The organism is Nitrospira sp. MA-1 (assembly GCA_032139905.1).
GTDB lineage: Bacteria > Nitrospirota > Nitrospiria > Nitrospirales > UBA8639 > Nitrospira_E.
Genome location: JAQJDB010000006.1, coordinates 648,612 through 666,996 on the forward strand (window position 1 = coordinate 648,612; position 18,385 = coordinate 666,996).

13 protein-coding genes are annotated in these 18,385 nt (G+C 47.0%); 12 read left to right on the plus strand and 1 reads right to left on the minus strand.

Features of this window, described 5'->3' with window-relative positions; all coding sequences use genetic code 11:
* Positions 1–61 precede the first annotated feature (61 nt).
* The 7 genes from argS (at position 62) to PJI16_10430 (ending at position 10,893) form a co-directional block, all read left to right on the plus strand.
* A complete protein-coding gene (gene argS, locus PJI16_10400) occupies positions 62–1,843 on the plus strand; it encodes an arginine--tRNA ligase (GenBank protein ID MDT3777967.1) in 1,782 nt (593 codons plus the stop codon).
* Between the two features lies 1 nt (position 1,844).
* On the plus strand, positions 1,845–3,050 hold the full coding sequence (tgt, locus tag PJI16_10405) for a tRNA guanosine(34) transglycosylase Tgt (protein ID MDT3777968.1): 1,206 nt from the start codon (positions 1,845–1,847) through the stop codon (positions 3,048–3,050).
* Between the two features lie 41 nt (positions 3,051–3,091).
* Positions 3,092–3,415, plus strand: coding sequence for a preprotein translocase subunit YajC (gene yajC / locus PJI16_10410; protein MDT3777969.1), 324 nt, complete (start codon positions 3,092–3,094; stop codon positions 3,413–3,415).
* Between the two features lie 19 nt (positions 3,416–3,434).
* Positions 3,435–5,069, plus strand: a complete 1,635-nt coding sequence (gene secD / locus PJI16_10415) for a protein translocase subunit SecD (GenBank protein MDT3777970.1) — start codon at positions 3,435–3,437, stop codon at positions 5,067–5,069.
* 158 nt (positions 5,070–5,227) lie between these two features.
* A complete protein-coding gene (secF, locus tag PJI16_10420; GenBank protein ID MDT3777971.1) occupies positions 5,228–6,148 on the plus strand; it encodes a protein translocase subunit SecF in 921 nt (306 codons plus the stop codon).
* A 63-nt stretch (positions 6,149–6,211) separates the two neighbouring features.
* Positions 6,212–9,436 carry a PAS domain S-box protein gene (locus PJI16_10425; protein ID MDT3777972.1) on the plus strand — a complete coding sequence of 1,075 codons (3,225 nt, stop codon included), beginning with the start codon at positions 6,212–6,214 and terminating at the stop codon, positions 9,434–9,436.
* The gene (locus tag PJI16_10430; GenBank protein MDT3777973.1) at positions 9,433–10,893 is read left to right on the plus strand and encodes a sigma-54 dependent transcriptional regulator; all 1,461 of its coding nucleotides are present in this window, start codon (positions 9,433–9,435) and stop codon (positions 10,891–10,893) included. Before PJI16_10425 ends, PJI16_10430 begins: the two co-directional genes overlap by 4 nt.
* A gap of 73 nt (positions 10,894–10,966) precedes the next feature.
* On the opposite strand, the gene PJI16_10435 is transcribed toward PJI16_10430, so the two are convergent.
* Complete coding sequence (locus PJI16_10435) at positions 10,967–12,061, minus strand: WD40 repeat domain-containing protein (protein ID MDT3777974.1); 1,095 nt, start codon at positions 12,059–12,061, stop codon at positions 10,967–10,969.
* Between the two features lie 255 nt (positions 12,062–12,316).
* On the opposite strand from PJI16_10435, the gene PJI16_10440 reads away from it, so the two are divergent.
* The 5 genes from PJI16_10440 (at position 12,317) to PJI16_10460 (ending at position 18,374) form a co-directional block, all read left to right on the plus strand.
* The gene (locus PJI16_10440) at positions 12,317–13,315 is read left to right on the plus strand and encodes a hypothetical protein (protein ID MDT3777975.1); all 999 of its coding nucleotides are present in this window, start codon (positions 12,317–12,319) and stop codon (positions 13,313–13,315) included.
* A 117-nt stretch (positions 13,316–13,432) separates the two neighbouring features.
* Positions 13,433–13,987 carry a 4Fe-4S binding protein gene (locus PJI16_10445; protein MDT3777976.1) on the plus strand — a complete coding sequence of 185 codons (555 nt, stop codon included), beginning with the start codon at positions 13,433–13,435 and terminating at the stop codon, positions 13,985–13,987.
* A 321-nt stretch (positions 13,988–14,308) separates the two neighbouring features.
* Positions 14,309–15,280 carry a molecular chaperone TorD family protein gene (locus PJI16_10450; protein ID MDT3777977.1) on the plus strand — a complete coding sequence of 324 codons (972 nt, stop codon included), beginning with the start codon at positions 14,309–14,311 and terminating at the stop codon, positions 15,278–15,280.
* Positions 15,281–15,395: 115 nt separating this feature from the next.
* Positions 15,396–16,352 carry an ethylbenzene dehydrogenase-related protein gene (locus PJI16_10455; protein ID MDT3777978.1) on the plus strand — a complete coding sequence of 319 codons (957 nt, stop codon included), beginning with the start codon at positions 15,396–15,398 and terminating at the stop codon, positions 16,350–16,352.
* A 249-nt stretch (positions 16,353–16,601) separates the two neighbouring features.
* Positions 16,602–18,374, plus strand: a complete 1,773-nt coding sequence (locus PJI16_10460; protein ID MDT3777979.1) for a radical SAM protein — start codon at positions 16,602–16,604, stop codon at positions 18,372–18,374.
* Positions 18,375–18,385: the final 11 nt, after the last annotated feature.

An 18,385-nucleotide genomic window follows, 5' to 3' on the forward strand; every position in this document is an offset into this window, starting at 1 on the left:
TGCTACATTCGCCGCGGCTATTGAAAAACCCATATATTCTGCGTAGATAGGATGTTTCAGCGTGGAGAAAATCCTCCAAAACCAAGTCATTGAGGCCATTGGGGTTATCCTTAGCACGGCCAAGGAATCCGGCGAGTTAATGGTGGACACGATTCCTAGCATCGTTGTGGAACCTCCTAAACGACCGGAATGGGGAGACTTTTCTTCTAGTGTCGCAATGACATTGGCCTCACAAGCTCGACAACCACCTTTGAATGTAGCCGAACTGTTGGCAGCAGGCCTTCGTGCGCAGTTTTCAGATCTATTCGTCCACGTTAACGTTGTCCCTCCAGGATTTTTGAATTTGACCCTCCATCCCATCCGGTGGATTCAAGTCCTACGGATGATTCAGGACAAGGGATCGTTATATGGAACCAGCGACATTGGAAAAGGGAAACGCATCCTCCTGGAGTTTGTGAGCGCGAATCCGACAGGGCCGTTGCATGTCGGCCATGGACGAGGAGCGGCATTGGGGCAAGCCATTGCCAGCTTATTGAAATCTACCGGATTTTCAGTTTTCCGTGAATATTATATTAACGATGCCGGTCGCCAATTACAGTTGTTGGGTCGTTCCGTCCATGCCCGTTATCGAGAGCATTGGGGCAAACCGTCATCGTTTCCCGAGGATGGCTATCATGGAGACTATATAAAAATTGTGGCTGAATCGGTGGCGAAGACTCATGGGCAAACCTTACTGGAGGACTCATCGGAAAAGGCGGAGACACTCTGTGCGCAATTGGCCAGTCAGATGCTTTTGGATCGAATCAAAGAAGATTTGGCCACATTTGGTGTTGAATTTGAAACCTGGTTTAGCGAGACATCCCTGCATACGACTGGTCTTATTCAACAATCGTTGGACGAACTTAGACAGAAAAGGCTGCTCATAGAAGAGGAGGGAGCCTGGTGGTTTCGTTCATCTCAGTTTGGAGATGAAAAAGATCGTGTGGCTCAAAAACAGGATGGGAGCTATACCTATTTAGCGGCCGATATAGCCTACCATCGACAAAAATTAGAACGTGGTTTTGATACCTTAATAAATATTTGGGGTGCTGATCATCATGGCTATATTCCACGGATGGAAGCCACAGTTCAAGCGTTTGGCTTTGCCAAAGAGACTTTGCGGATCGTTTTGGTGCAAATGGTGAGTCTGCGACGTGGTGGGCAAAAAATTGAGATGTCGAAGCGAGCTGGTGAATTTGTGACCCTACGCGAGGTGATTGATGAGGTGGGTCCAGATGCCGCTAAGTTTTTTTTCCTGATGAGACGAGCCGATACGCATTTGGATTTTGACTTGGATTTAGCCAAACAACAGTCTTCGGATAATCCCGTCTATTATGTTCAGTATGCGCATGCTCGATTGGCCAGTCTCTTTCGAGTGGCCCAGGAACGCCAAGTACGCCTTCCGGTCATCCAGGACGTTAAGCAGGCATTATTGATTCAGGATGAAGAGTTGGGGCTTATTAAAACATTGGCACAATATCCTTTGGTGGTCGAAAGCAGTGCTCTCGCGTTAGAGCCTCATCGGGTGACGTTTTATCTCCAAGAGCTTGCTGCGCAATTGCATGCCTACTACAACAAAAATCGGGTCCTTCCCTCATTGGATTCTGAGAGGGACACTGGGGGTAGGGGAGAAAATATTAAATTCGAGACAAGTGGGAATACTGGAGCATTGAATCAGGAGCTCAGGTACGAAAGTATTTCGCCGGATTTGACCGCCGCTCGCTTAGCCCTGCTTCGGCAAGTCCAGACGGTTCTTGGTAATGGGCTATCTCTCCTGGGAATATCCGCACCGGAGAAAATGTAACGTGCGTGAAGGTCAAGCATTCACGAAGATAATGCCTCAAGAGCCATCCATCTCACAGTCAGGTCCAAATCGTTTCCATATTCAGCATACTGTGCCTTCGGGTCGTGCGAGGGGTGGACGATTATTTACCGCCCATGGAGAGATCGAGACTCCGGCTTTTATGCCGGTTGGCTCACAGGGGACGGTCAAGGGACTGGACCCGAAGGAAGTCCGCGAATGCGGGTTTCATATGATTTTGGCGAATGCCTATCATCTCTTTTTGCGACCTGGCCATGAACTCATTGAATCTCTGGGAGGGCTTCATGCCTTTATGCAATGGTCCGGAGCGATTTTGACTGATAGTGGTGGGTACCAGATGGTGAGCCTGGCAGATCTTTGTAAGGTGACGGAGGAGGGAGTCGGCTTTCGTTCCCATATCGACGGTGCGTGGCATTTACTCTCACCGGAAAAAAGTATGGCCATCCAAGTCGCACTTGGATCCGATATTATGATGGTTCTTGACCATTGTCCGACCTTTCCTTGTACCGAGCAGCAAGCGCGCGAAGCCGTACAGCGAACGACCAGGTGGGCCAAGCGATGTGCGGTGGTGCCGAGAAAAGAGCACCAATGGTTGTTTGGAATTGTTCAGGGTGGAGTCTTTACCCAGTTGAGGGAAGAGTCGACTCAGGAGTTGGTTAATCTGAACATGGATGGGTATGCCTTGGGTGGATTATCCTTGGGGGAAGAAAAGCCGGCCATGTTGACCATGATCGAGACGGTCATTGATCAGCTTCCCCCTAGCCACCCGCGTTACTTAATGGGAGTTGGGCTTCCTGAAGATATTGTGGAAGGGGTAGCCCAAGGATTGGATTTATTTGATTGCGTCATCCCGACCCGCCATGGAAGAACTGGCTGGCTGTTTACCTCTACAGGGAAGGTGTTGATTAAACAGGCCCGCTACTCCCGTGATCCAAATCCCATTGATGCCGAATGTGGGTGTCCTGTATGCCACCGGTTTTCCAGGGCATATTTACGACACCTGTTTTTATCGCATGAAATGTTGGGTGTACGTCTGAATACGGTCCATAATCTTTGGTATTATGGCTCGCTCATGAAGGGGTTGCGACAAGCTATCAGCGCGAATCAGTTTGACGACTATCGGAGAGATTTTTACCGGCGACGCGAATGTGATCCGAGTGAAACGCTCATTCAGGATGTGACGACCTGATCGAATGGATTGACCACAGAAACATTTACATTGAGGTACTTATGAATTTAGATTCCTATGCCTGGGCCCAAGCCGGAGGAGCCGGCCCCGATTCCTCAGCCGGCTTATTATCGCTCATTCCTTTTCTTCTAATTTTTGTAGTGTTTTATTTTTTGCTTATTTTGCCGCAGCAACGTCGACAAAAAAAACAACGGGAATTGTTGGATAGCCTCAAAAAAGGCGATAAGGTGATTACGTCTTCAGGGATTTGGGGAACCGTGACCAATTTGGATAAGGAAACGGCTACCCTACAAGTCGCGGATAATACAAAAATCCGGTTGCAACGCGATCATGTCGCGAGCATCCGTACGTCGAATGAATCATGATGGATCAAGAGGTAGATGAATGAAAAAGCTTCGTGGGAGGTTGTTTCTCCTTTTCGTGGTCACGGTGGTGTCCGCCATCCTGGCCCTTCCTTCGTTTCCAGGTCTGTTCCAGTCGTTACCTGATGGGGTCAAGAGGGTATTGAGTCATCGCGGACTCTCCTTGGGCCTGGATCTTCAGGGAGGAATTCACCTGGTCCTGGAAGTAGAAGAGGAGCGTGCGGTGGAGATTGCCGTTGATCGAATTCGAAAGGCTGTCGAGGATCTGCTGAAGGATAAGGCAATCGAGGTGGAGGGTGTGCGTCGTGAGGGCTCGAAAATGATTGTCATCACCCTTCAACAAGAGGCGGATGGGGAGGCAGTCCGAACGCTTCTCGATGAGTCTTTCCCGAACTTTATGTCGCAAAATCCAGCGGGAACGCGCTTAGTATACGAACTCCGAGACACCGAGGAAGAGCGAGTTAAAACTTCAGCCATCAATCAGGCACTTGAAACCCTCAGAAACCGGATTGATGAATTTGGCGTGGCGGAACCTCTCATTCAGCGGTTGGGGCTCAACCAAATTGCAATTCAATTGCCTGGGGTCAAGGACCCTCAACGGGCTAAAGATCTCATTCAAGAAACGGCTCTCTTGGAATTTAAATTATTGGAGGAGTCCAAGGCGGCATTGGATTTACCGCCTCAAGTGGAAAAAGGCCAAGAAGACACGGTACGGAAGACGTTGGAAGGAAAAATTCCTGAAGGGGCAGAAATTCTATTTGAAACGGCGGTTTCGGAACCCGATGGGCGGGCGTATAGTATTCCCTATCTTGTGAAAAAAGATGCGGTTCTCATTGGGGATGTGTTGCAGGATGCACGCGTGTCAATTGGTGAGTTCAATGAGCCGATTGTCAGTATTACCTTTGACAGCAAAGGGGCACGAGAATTTGATGAGCTGACGGCTGCCAATATCGGTAAGCGGATGGCTGTGGTCTTGGATGGAAAGGTGTATTCAGCGCCGGTCATTCGAGATCGGATCAGCGGCGGACGAGCGATCATTGAAGGTACCTTTTCCACGGCAGAAGCGAATGATCTGGCTGTGGTGCTCCGGGCCGGTGCATTACCGGCACCGTTAAAAACCTTGCAGGATTTAACCGTGGGGCCCTCACTGGGACAGGATTCAATTGAGAAAGGGTTACGAACAACTATTATTGCCGGGTCGTTGGTCCTGATCTTTATGATTGTGTATTACCGACTTTCCGGCGTCATTGCGAATATGGCCGTTTTTCTTAATTTAATTTGTTTGCTGGGAGCCTTATCTGGGCTCAATGCCACCTTAACTTTGCCGGGTATTGCCGGAATTATTTTGACTATTGGAATGGGAGTCGATTCCAATGTCTTGATATTTGAGCGAATTAGGGAGGAGCTTCGTCAGGGCCGCCCCGTTCGTTTAGCCGTAGATAGTGGGTATAATAAGGCCTTTTTAACAATCGTCGATTCCCATGTGACGACCCTGATTACCGGGTTAGCACTGTTTTTATTTGGAACCGGACCCATCAAGGGGTTTGCGGTGACCTTGTGCTTGGGCATTGCTATTAACTTGTTTACGGCGTTGGTCGGGACAAAGGTGGTATTTGATTTCATGAATCGACGAAAGTTGGATACGCTCAGTATCTAATGGGTCATCTGGATTGAGAAGTGCTTCGTGAGCTTAATTGTCGTGGTTGGTGGGAGAATAGACATGCGGATTTATTGGGCTTGAGCATTCTTTCATGCGGGGCGTCAACGCAAGCATATGGGCATGAGACATTCTTTGGGGAGGAGCGCTGATAGATTATGATGGAAATTCTGGGGAAAACAGATATTGATTTTATGGGAAAGCGGAACATTGCCTTCATGGTATCAGGCTTTCTGGTTTCTCTGGGATTGTTGGCCGTTATCGCCATTCTGGTGGGATGGGCCAATTTGGGGATTGATTTTGCCGGGGGGACGGCCGTCCAACTGAAGTTTGATAAGCCCCTCCTGATTGCCGACGCCAGAAAAGCCTTGGATGCGCATGGACTGGGTGCCGCGGAACTTCAGGAGTTTCCCCAGGATCAAAAACTTTTGATACGCGTGAAAACTGAAACCACAATTGAAGAGGGCGTCAGTAAGAATATCATTCAGGCTTTTCAAGCTGAATTTCCTGATCATGGGTTTGTGGTGGACTCCAGTACGTCAATAGGTCCCACGATTGGGAAGAAACTACAAGAAGATGCCTTGATTGCCGTTATACTTTCGCTCGCAGGAATTATTCTCTATGTTGCCGTTCGTTTTGAGTTTCGTTTTGGCGTGGCTGCGGCCATTGCCACATTTCATGACGTCCTTGCAGTATTGGGGATTTATTTTTTGTTGAATACCGAAATTACGTTGCTGGTGGTGACGGCCCTATTGACCCTGGCAGGATATTCTTTGACCGATACCGTGATTGTGTTCGACCGTATTCGTGAAAATCTTCGACAGAGGAGACGTGAGACGACGACGACGATGATCAATAACGGGATTAATCAGGTCTTAAGCCGGACATTAATTACGACGTTGACTGTTGTTCTGGTCCTGGTTCCATTGACCATTTGGGGAGGAGAAGTGTTACACGATTTTTCTTTGGCCTTATTGTTGGGCGTTCTCATTGGAACCTATTCCTCGATTTTTGTCGCGAGTCCGCTCCTCTTACTGTGGCCTGGTGCAGAGGGAAAGCTATTAGGTCGAGGTAAATAGACTTCTCTGTTACTGTTTCTTGACAGCAAGGAAAAAGGAGCACCAAAATGTAGAAAAATATAGGTGTTAGATGTTCTCTATGGATTTTTCATTGTTGCCAAAGTGAAAAGCTTTGGGTTTCCCCTCCAACTGAAGGGCAAGACGATCCTGGCTATGGTGCTGGTCGGTCTATTGCCCCTTATTCTTTCTCTTCTCCTCACCTATTTTGAAGAAAAACGGGCACTACGGGAAGCCGCCGGTATCACCATGAAGGGGATTGCCGTGGAAGTGGCTCGTAAAGTCGAGACCCAGATTATTCGTGGGATCAATGAAGCACAACAGTTGGCCACCATTCCCTTTATTCGAAGTGCCGTCCTAAATTCGAACCGGAGTTATGCTGATAAAAATCCAGACGAAATTCAGGCCCTTATTCAACAGTGGCAGGAAAGTTGGCGGATCCAATCCAGTCTGGATGAGTTTCCGGTATTTCTGAACAAATATGCCACGGACTACCTGATTCAATGGCATGCGATCAGAAAATCGGATTATCTCGCCATAGTTGTGGTCGATGCGCAAGGAGCGCTGGTATTAAGCTCTTTCCCACAAGTCAATTTTTTCCATGGAAACAGTCTCTGGTGGGAGGCGGTCGTTCAACATCATGAAACCCAAGCATTTGTGAGTGATTTGTCATTTGATCCAGAGTTTGGGACTCATGTCCTGAATGTTGGTGTCCCTATTTGGGACGATCTTCGTCAGCATGTAGTGGGAGCCATTAGTATTCTTCTGAGGAGAGACTCGTTATTTCGGTCGATTTCTGAAGTGGCGGCCGGGAAAACAGGTCATGCCATGTTAACTGCTTCTGATGGGATGCCAATTCTCTGCCCAGCATTTTCCTTGGAAGAGCATGTGATGCCCTCTAATGTGGTCAGTGCGTTCCAACAAGGTGGTGTGGGGTGGTTGGTTGCTGATCCGGATTCACATGGTATGCCGAATGCCATAGTTGGCTATGCTCCTCTCCACTTGGGGATGCCACTTGCTCCAGAAAGTTTTGGAGGTAAGTCCTGGCATATGTTGACCAGTCAAGACTCTGCCGAAACGTATGCTCCGCTGGATCAATTATTAAGCAAGGTCATCTTCTATGGAATCGCCGTTTTTGTCATCTTGTGGGGGGCGGGGGTCGTGGTTGCTGGCCGGATTGTGAAGCCCATTCAGGTCTTATCCCAAGGAGTTGAGCAATTTGGAAGTGGGAATCTTTCGGAAAAGATTGCCATCCGTTCCGGTGATGAAATCGAACGTTTGGCTGACACATTTAATGCCATGGCGGAGAATCTTCAACATTCGTTTTTTGAGTTGAATCAGAAAGTTGATGAAATTGGGCGTTTGGAGCAGAAATATCGTGATCTCATTGAAAATGCTCCGGAAATGATTCATCAATTGGATCCTTCAGGGCGGTTCGTGCATGTCAATACGACCGAGTTGCAAAAGCTGGGATACTCACTAGCCGAAATGCTTGAGATGTCGCTCTGGGATATTGTTCCGGCGGAACAACAAGAAGTGGTGCAGGCCTACGTCCAAGGGTTAGCCTTAGGCGGGGCTCGCTCCATCGAAACTGTCTTTCGGACGCAATCGCGTGAAGTGATGGATGTGGAAATTCATTCCACGACTTTGATGGATCCAGGAACCCATTTGGTGGTGTATTCGAGAGGATTTGTGAGGGATATCACAGCACGAAAGGCTCTGGAGCGTGAGGTTGAGCGGTATACGAACCAACTGGAAGGGATTGTGGCTGAACGAACCCAACAATTGTCTGAATCAGAGGCGGGATATAAGGCGCTTTTCAATTTGGCTGCCGATTCAATTTTTGTGGTCGATTCGGAAGGCCGGATCTTGGATGTCAATGCCCGTGAACGGGATATTCTAGGGTATGTCCCTTCTGATTTAGAGGGTGCTTCCTTCGTGAAGCTTGTGCCACCGGCGTTCCAAGTCGTCAGTCAGAGTTTGTTAGATCGGGTCAGCGGTGAGGAGCCAAAGGTGCCCACGACAGAGATTGAAGTTTATGATCGGCAAGGCGTGATGAAATCCGTGGAGATGGACCTCGTTCGGATTGATATGGGAGGAAGAGCCTCAATCATGGTCCAGTTACGAGATATAACCGAGCATAAAAAGTTTGAAGCTGAACTACAACGATACAATGAAGTCTTGGAAGAGAAAGTCTCTGAGCGTACTCGGGAAATTGAACAAGCCAAACTGTACATTGAAAGTTTGTTGGAAAATGCGAATGACGTGATTTATACCTTGGACGTTGATTTACGGTTTACTTATGTCAATGGAAAAGTTGATGCCTGGGGATATCGAAAAGAGGACTTGATTGGTAAGCCGTATCTCTCGTTACTCTCCAAGCGGTATCGTGGACGGTATTTGAAAGAGACATTGGATCTCGGGACAAAGCAAGTCTACGAAGTGGAGGTGGTGAGTCGAGAGGGAGAGTTGCGGGCGGTGATGGTGAGTGTGGCACCGCTTCTCAATGATGCAGGCGTCTACACAGGAGTCTTGGGCATCGCCAGGGATATTACGGAGCGCAAGCATTTGGAACGCCAGGTGCAGAATTCTGAGCGATTAGCGTCCATTGGGAAGCTGGCCGCCGGGGTTGCCCATGAAATCAACAATCCGTTAGGGGGAATTTTGAATTGTTTATACAATATCCGAAAAGGGACGTTGACGCCTGAGCGATCTCAGGAATATTTGCATTTTATGGAGGATGGGTTGCGACGGGTTCAACGTATCGTTCGCCAGCTCCTGGATTTTTCTCAGCAACGCGAACCGGAATTAGCCATGACAGATCTGCATCAAATTTTAGACCGGGTCCTGGTATTGACCGAGCATGTATTTTTGGTCAAACATGCTACGTTGAGTAAGTTCTATGATGAGACACTTCCTTTGGTGATGGTCGATGCGCATATGATTGAGCAGGTGATTATGAACTTAGTCCTGAACGCGGTTCAGGCACTCAAAGAAGGTGGCCAGGTGACGTTGCGGACTCGAAAACAGGAAGATGGATATGAAATTGAGGTTGAGGATACTGGGTGCGGAATACCTCCAGAGATTCGTCCTCATATTTTTGATCCTTTTTTTACGACGAAAGGGACCGGTGAGGGGACCGGGTTGGGATTGTCGGTGAGTTTGGGAATTGTCCAGCGGCATGCAGGTGAGATGTTGGTGGACAGTGAAGAGGGGAAAGGGACTCGGTTTACCATTCGCATGCCATTGGTTCGATCTCGTTCTGGCATTCCTGTGAAGGTAGGCACATGACTCACGGTTCAATCCTGATTATTGATGATGAGCCCTTGATGCGAGTCTCTATGGTGGATGCGCTGAAGGCGATCGGCTATGTGGTACAAGAAGCCAGTTCCGGGTTGGAGGGACTGGAGCGGTTGCGGACTTCCCGGTTTAATTTGGTGATTACTGATTTGCGATTACCAGGTGTGGACGGCCTTCATATTGTAAAACAGTGTAAGGAGCATTGCCCTGGCACGGAAGTGATTGTCATAACTGCCCATGGCTCTGTTGACACGGCTGTGGATGCGATGAAAAGCGGTGCTTACGATTACATCACGAAGCCCTTTTCCATGGATGAATTGTTGTTGAGTGTGGAGCGAGTCTGTGCAGTGGTGGCTCTTCGGGAAGAGAATCGGGTCTTACGGGATGAATTGGAAAAGAAATTTAGTTTTCAAGGGATTGTGGGAAAAAACGAGCGAATGCGCCAAGTACTGGAAAAGATCAAGTTAGTTTCGGTCACCGACGCGACGGTATTAGTGGTTGGTGAAAGTGGAACGGGAAAAGAGTTGATCGCAAATGCCATACATGCCAATAGCGCCCGCCGAAATCATGCTTTGGTCAAAGTGAGTTGTGCCGCGCTACCGGAAACGCTATTAGAGGCTGAGCTGTTTGGCCATGAGAAAGGGGCGTTTACGGGGGCTCTCCGGCAACGGCATGGTCGATTCGAACTTGCTCATCAGGGCACCCTCTTTTTGGATGAAATCGGCGAAATTTCCCCTTTGGTCCAAGTTAAATTACTTCGTGTCCTACAGGAACGGCAGTTTGAACGCGTCGGGGGAAATGACACGATTGAAGTGGATGTGCGATTGGTGTGTGCAACACAGAAGGATTTACGGAAAGAAGTTGAACAAGGAAGATTCCGGGAGGATCTCTATTATCGATTGAATGTGGTGCCGGTTCAGCTTCCCCCTCTCCGAGAACGTCGAGAAGATATATTCATGATTGCCCAGCATTTTTTGAAGACGATGTCAGGTCGAAATCACCAAGAACCAAAAGCCTTGTCACGGCAAGCTCGCGAGGTGTTGTTGCAGTATTCCTTTCCGGGGAATGTCAGAGAATTAGAAAATACCATTGAACGTGCGTTAGCTTTGGCACAACACACTCAAGAAATCCAGGTTTGGGATCTCTGTGGGCAGAGTCGATGTCCATATGCGGGTGGGGAACCGCAAAAAGGATGCGGGCTTTGCGGGGACCAGGAGGGGAGGAGAGGCGGGAAGAACGGGGCGATGGAAACCTTGGCCGAAGCGCGAGAAAATTTTGAACGGGGGCATATTCTCGAAATACTTAATCGAACGGGGTGGAGTCGGATGACGGCTTCGAGGGTTTTGGGATTATCCAGAAAAGGTCTTTGGGAAAAATGTAAACGGTATGGGATTGTTCGGGCATGCGACGACACGAATTCTGAAAAGGACGATCGGGATGACGATTGAAAGCGCAGCCCTTTTTTGAAAAGAGCTGCGCCATGAGTGCTTGCCCCTTAGGGTTTCTTAGTCGGAAAATAGATTATTCTCCACCCTCCCAGAGGGTGATGATCCGGTCGTTTCCAGCCGTGGCAAGGTATTTCCCATCAGATGAAAGGGTAATCCCTCTGACAGGTCCCTTGTGTGACCGAATCGTCCTGAACTGACGCCCAGTTTGAATATCCCACATTTTGACGGTCCCATCATCACTGGCGCTGATAAGCACCTGTCCATCCTGGGTCACAAGAAGATTTCTAACCCATGCCGAGTGGCCTTTCAGTGTGCGGCATTCTTCCATCGTCGGCATGTCCCAGAACTTAATCGTACAGTCGCGACTTCCGGAAATCATGGTGCCCCCATCAGGAGTGAAGGTGAGCGCCCCAATCCAATATTCCATGGGCTTTTGAAATCCGCCCTGGTCGTCTACGTAAAAACCACGACTTTCGGTCGATTCGTCGTCGGCATCATCTCTCCAATGGCCGTTGTGAACAATTCTTTCTTCCCCGCTTGGTAGAACTTCATAGAGCTTAATTTTCCCGACATCGGTACCAGCAACTAGGTGGATACCGTCCGGGGAAAACGCTGTGCAGACGCTCCAATTATGGTCATATTGGTCTTTCCCAAGGAGCGTCATGAGTTCAGTGCCTGTGGTTACTTCCCAGATTTTAATGTCTTTATTCTGGCCAGCCCTAGCGAGCATGAGGCCATCTGGGGAAAATGAAATGCTGGTCACGCCATGGTCGTAACGAGTAAAGAGTAATCGAAGTGATTCCCCTGTTTGAGGATTCCAAAGCCGAATGGTCCGGTCTTCACTTGCTGAAGCGATCATTTGCCCATCAGGGCTATGCTTGACCTCTCGAACGGTAAGGGTGTGGCCTCGTAGAGATCGAAGAAGACGGCCGGTTTCAATATCCCAAATCCTAATAAAACGATCATTTCCTCCGCTGGCAAGTGTCAGGCCATCAGGGGAAAAGGAGACAGACCATATTTCCTGTGTGTGACCACGAAATGACTTCAGTTCCCTAACACCGCTTTTCCAATAGGCGAGTGAATCAATGAGTGGCGTGGGTTGGAAATCTGGATTATGGATGAACCCGGGATTGGAACTTAGTGTGTCAGGACTTGTCGGCTGGGTCATGAAATTCCTCGCTTCGGAAACAGATTGACAATAAATGGTCGGTTATATGACCTCGGGAATGGATCAAGGGAATTCTCTTGCCAAAGGGGAAAACTCATTCCTATAATTCAACTAGTTATGATACTAAACGGCGCTTTTCGAGGGAGTCAAGATAGCTACCTCCCAAATCCAATGGGAATTTATAATTACGGTGATCATCTTTCGAGAAACGAAACTCGTCTTGTGGTGATCTTGCGGTAAACGGAGGTTTTGCTCATGGAAATTCGTTTTCAACCCGCCCTCCTTCAGGAGGTGATTGACTCATTTGCTGAAAAGACTGAGCGTGAGGGCGATCCGACTTATTTTAATGAGTTTCATGAGTTTGCGGATCCCATTTACGAGAAGTTTTCTCTTGATGACCGGGATCCGGAGTTCAAGCGGCTCTATCAACATTTATTTGCTAAATGGGGGTTTGCTGAAATTCTCAGGGATGCTTTTGATGATTTCCCGGTTTTGCGAGATAAAACTGGGATTGTATTGGTGCGAGGGGTATTAAAAGAAGATCAGGAAGGGGTTGATGTCCTCCGGAAGTGGGGGGTGGTCGAGGAGAAACTGTCCCGCAAATTTGAGGAGGCCGGGAAAAAAGGGGTAGGAATTAAATTGATCCCCCGGCGATTTTATGATCCAGCCATTACCCGTTACCTACGACATGAGTTAACGCATATTTCTGATATGTTAGATGAGGCCTTTGGTTACGATCCTGACACAAAAGTGGGGTTGAACCCCGGTGAAGAACATTTGATTTTAAATCGTTACCGTGTGCTGTGGAACCTTCATGTCGATAGCCGGATTGCCCGAACAGGAAAAGAGCCGATGTTTTCCAAGGAATATCGGTTTCGGGAGTTTCGTTCCTGGTATCGAAAGATTCTTCCCGGTCAGGTGGAATCCGTGTTTGAAGGGATCTGGCAGGCGGATTATCTCACTCATGCTGAATTAGTAGAGATGGCTTCGGATACGATACGAGTTATCGAGAGGGCTATTGAGGTTGAGGACAGTGAAGTCCCTGATGTGCCAACCAAGCCCATGCTTCTCCCGGGATTCCCTTGCCCTCTTTGTCGATTCCCAACCTATACCTGGGTAGAAAACATGGATGAGACCCTAGAAGGCTTTGTCTTAGATTATATTCGCGAAAACCATCCAGGATGGGATGTGGAGTATGGGGCCTGTGACAGATGTGTCGAGGTGTATAAGCTGCGGGCCTCTGGAGTGGTATAAATTCTTAAAATGCCTTTCCTCTTGTCCAATTTGGTTTATTAAGCTATTGAAAGTGGCATAATGGCGGAATCCGATATGTCAAGACAGCCTTCATCTAATCCGACATTAGGTCGGAGAATGTTTCTTCGACAATCCGCAATTTCCATTGGCGCGACTGTTCATGAATTTGTGAAGCACAGAGATGCTCCTTCCCCGATAAAAAAGGAGCAGCCTGTTCCTGAAAAAACGGGGTGGCTTCGTCCCCCAGGAGCCGTGGAGGAGAAGTTGTTTTTGGAGCGCTGTACCGGATGCGCTGATTGCGTCGAAGTCTGTCCTCACGACGCCATTCAAGTGTTATCGAGTAATGACACTCCCGTTATCTATCCTGGAGAATCCCCATGCAAATTATGTGATGATCTTCCTTGTATTGGAGCGTGTACTACGGAAGCCCTTTTACCTGTTGAGGATAGTTTTCAGGTCAATATGGGGGTGGCGGAAGTTTGGGCAAAAATGTGTACGGCAGGAACCGGCTGCAATGCGTGTGTTTCTAAATGTCCCACTGATGCTCTCTCGATGGATTTTTCCTCATATCACATTCGTGTAGATGATTCGGTATGTGTGGGTTGTGGAATATGCCAATATATCTGTGGAACGGTAAATGACCGTACAGCTATTCGAATTGTTCCCAGGTAATGGGTCGAGGGCATTGTTTGGATGGATGGAACCTTTGGGAAAGAAAAATGCGAATATGGAAATTTTGGATTGGGGGTATGGGAAATGGATAGAGGGGTAAAGGGGGGAGTCTTTTGTGGACTTTTTAAGTTAAGAGTAGGGGATTCAGGTTGATCAAAAACTCTGGAAATCTGTGGGGCTATGAGGGATATTGAAGTCTTGACTTCATAGGCCTGTTGTCCTATTATCTGATCCCTTTTTCATGAAGTATAAATGGTCCTGAGATGATCCTAATTGAAGCAAAAGCTTGTGAAATGAAAAATTTTAAAAGTTAGGTGAAATATGACATCAGGCGTTAAAGAGGGGAAAAAAGCAGGAAAAAACGGAATGACAGTTTCCGGAAGTGAAAAGTCCGTCAAGATATCTCCAAAGGATGCGCCAGCTGTTGATCGAGCACTTTGTCGGAGTAAGCTCTATCTTCTTGTGTCATGGGGTTATCTGTATCCAGAAGATGAGGAATTTTTGGATTATCTTCAAAGTGGAGAATTTGTTGAAGATGGGAAATTAGCCCTGGAGGGTTTGAAAAAAGAACTGCAAAGTATAGGCGGAGAAGAGGCACAGGAGCGTCTTGCTGCATTGGTTGGCAATTTTAATGCGATTGAAGCCTGGATATCATCCGAAGGGGAAAATTGGAGCCTCCAGGATTTACGTGATGAGCATCGAAGGGTGTTTAGTAATGTCATTGCCTTGGATTGTCCGCCGTACGAAACATTGTTTGGAAATGATCATGTGTTTGGCCAGTCATACGTAATGGGAGATATTTCTGGTTTTTATAGTGCCTTTGGCCTTCAGCTTTCTCCTGATATTCATGAGCGCCTTGATCATTTAAGTGTAGAGTTAGAATTTATGCATTATTTGGCCTATAAAGAATCATATGCCATTCTTCATGATGGAGCAGAAAAACTTAAGACCGTCATTGAAGCGGAGAAGAAATTCGTCAAAGAGCATATTGGTCGATGGGTGCCTTTGTTTTCAGGAATGTTAATTAGAAAAGCCGATTATGGATTTTATAAAATTTTGGCCGATTTCACATCAAATTGGATGGCCTTCGACATTGCATTTTTAGGGGTAACTCCTCAGCCTTATTCGGAAACTGATTATCGCCCTGCAACATACAATAACCCTGAAGGTCAAAGCTTTGAATGTGGAGCTCAAGATAAAGGGAACGAACTGAGCCTTCTTATGAGTGAAGTTGGGGCTGATGCCTTTTTGGATAAGGAAAGTGGAGCATCCGAGCAATCAGATAATGATTAGTGAATTTTTGAAAAAGTCATTTTTAAATTTTGTTTTGAGTGGTGATAGGTTTGAGGAAACAGTTAGTTAACTGTCTTTTCGGTTTTAATCTTTTATCAAAGGAGGATGCGTCATTATGAGATTGGTGCAGACGCGTAACAAACGACTGGTGTTTGGCGTTCTTCTGTCTGTCTTAGTGGTCTGTGTAGGTTTGACCATGGGACAGATTCCGCTGGCCGTCTCGCAACCGGTAACGATTCCGGTTGGCAAAATTACTGGCCCAATCCCTATGGATGCGGCAAATCCTGTATGGGAATCAGTGCCTGGAATCGTTGCTCCATTAAGTGGGCAGACGATAACGACCCCAATGCATCCGAACATCTCAGTGAAAACTGTGATGATCAAAATGGCAACAAATGGCGAAGAAATCGGAGTTTGGGCCAACTGGGGTGATCAAACATTAAATAATACCACCATTGGTCCTCAAGATTTCAGGGATCAAGTGGCGGTGCAATTCCCGGTGCAATCTGCAGGGGCTCCTCCATTCCAATGTATGGGACAGTCTGGTGGGACGGTCAACATATGGCGTTGGAATGCGGAATGGCAAAAAGATCTTGGTGCTGGCGTAGCAGGCATGTGGGATGTTGACAATCAATATCCATCCATTGCCTGGGATTATTACTATGAAGAGCCAGCTGGTGGTGTGACCTATCCTGACCGAATTGGTCGGAGCCTTGGGCCATTTAACCCAGGAATTTGGTCTGGCAACATTATGTCAGATCCTAACCTGCGGTTGGGATCAGTCGAAGATTTGAATGCAAATGGATTTAGCACGTTGACAACCCAAGCGTCACAAGACGTGGTGGGAAATGGATTATGGGAGCCGTATGGATCATTGAAGGGTGGCTGCTGCAGCGGCCCAACCTGGCGGGTGGTTATGAAGCGAAGCCTCAAAACCCAAGACCCCAATGATGTTCAATTCGCGGCAGGTGCCAGCTTCCCGGTAGCTTTTGCAGTCTGGGACGGTTCCAACGTAGAAAGAAACGGAATGAAAGGGATTTCCACTTGGTTCACGGCTCAAATGCCAAACTAAGTTCCAGCCTTTTCTGGATCAGGTCCATTTTCATTTAGGACTTTGATTGGTTTAAAAGACCTCCGGTAATGGACTCCAGTAATGGGGAAAATTATCGGAGGTTTTTTTTTAAACACCTACTCCTTATGAAATGCAAATTTATGTGACAGGGAGTGACCAATTGTTGCATTGAAGAGAATGCGACGTGTATAAATTTAAAATAGGCAATTTTCGCGTTTCTTATTATACCCATTACCTGGGAGCCGCATTGTGAAAATTTCACTTTTATTCCCTCCAAGTTGGCATCCCTCACAGCCCTATTTGAGTGTGCCCTGCCTTTCAGCCTTTCTTGAAAAATCCGGTGTTCCTGTTCATCAGCAACGTGATTTAAATATTGAGTTACTTGATAGGGTCTTAACTAAAGGTTTTGGGTTGGATATTCATCCGCGGTTAGTTGATTTGGTGAAAAAGCTGGAAGAGTCCGTTTCTGGAGAAACCGGCTATGGGAGTAAGGAGCATTACGCTCGTGTGGTGGAATCCCTTGATCGTTTTCCTTATTTAATAGATGAAATCGAGCCAGTTAAAGCCTCCTTGCGTAGTGAAGAATTTTATGATCTTGAGCGGTACCGAGAATGCCTCTTTTTGATTGATCGGTGGTTGGAAGTTGTCTCTTCCCTATATTTCCCGACCAGGCTGACGGTAGTTGACAACCAATTTGCGTATTCTATCTATTCTTCACGCGAAATTCTTCAAGCTATCCATGATGAAAGCCAAAACCCCTATCTGGATCTTTACCGGAAATTCTTTCTTCCTGCCTTTGGTGAAGACCTTCCAAACTTTGTCGGGGTCTCCATTACCGCAACATCACAGATTATCCCTGGGTTAACCCTTTGTAAATTAATTAAGGAAATTCATCCTGATGTTCATGTAACCGTCGGGGGAAGTATTTTCACCAGGTTGGTTGATAATCTCAGGCGATGTGATCGGTTATTCCAATTGACTGATGATTTCATTGTTTTTGAAGGAGAAACAGCCCTGTTGGAACTGATAAATCAGTTAGATGGAAAAAGAGATTTCAGTAAAGTACCAAATCTCATTTGGCGGCAAGATGGAAAAATCATAGTGAATCAGCCATTTTACTCGGAAAACCTCGCGGAGCATCCAGCACCGAATTATGATGGGTTTCCTTTGGGAGAATATTTAGCGCCCCATACAGTGTTGCCAGTACAATTTTCTAGAGGGTGCTATTATAAGGATTGCGCTTTTTGTGCACTGACTTTAGATCATCAGAATTTTCGTCAAAAGGATCCGATGAAAGTTGTTGATGAATTGGAAGCCTTATCCAATAAATATGAAACACCGTATTTTTTCTTTACTGATGAGTGCCTGGCACTTTCACCAACTAAACGGTTGTGTAAGGAACTCATTCATCGAGGGTTGGATTTACAGTGGACGGCCGAGTTGAGATTTGAGAAGAATTTATCTCGTGAGTTACTGGCCTCCATGCGTGAGGCAGGATGTCAGAAAATTGTCTTTGGATTGGAAACCTATAATGCCAGGCTGATGGATTTTATGGTGAAGGGGATCACCCAAGGAAATGTTGATCGAATCTGTTCCGATTGTGTTGACCTTGGAATTGCGGTGCATTGCTACGTGATCGTGGGATTTCCGACTGAAACGGAAGAAGAGTCCTTGGAAACATTGAATTTTATTGTCAATAATACAAAGCTGCATTCTTCCTATGGATTTTCCTGTCAACCTTGTCTGTTTGATCTAGAAAAGGAAGCCCCCATTATGAGTGATCCAGGGGGATATGGGATTCAACGAATAATGCGGCCAGCTTCGGAAGATCTGAGCTTAGGGTTCTTTTATGAAGTAAAATCAGGCATGACTCCGGAGCAAGCTGAAAAAGTGTACCAATACGTGTATGAAAAGATCAGTGAAGTTGTGTGTGAATTACCATTTAATTACTCCATGGCGGATGGGTTGCTATATATCACCCGCCATAACAAACAGGTTGAGGTGGAACCCTCTAGGGTTTAGAAATTATCTGG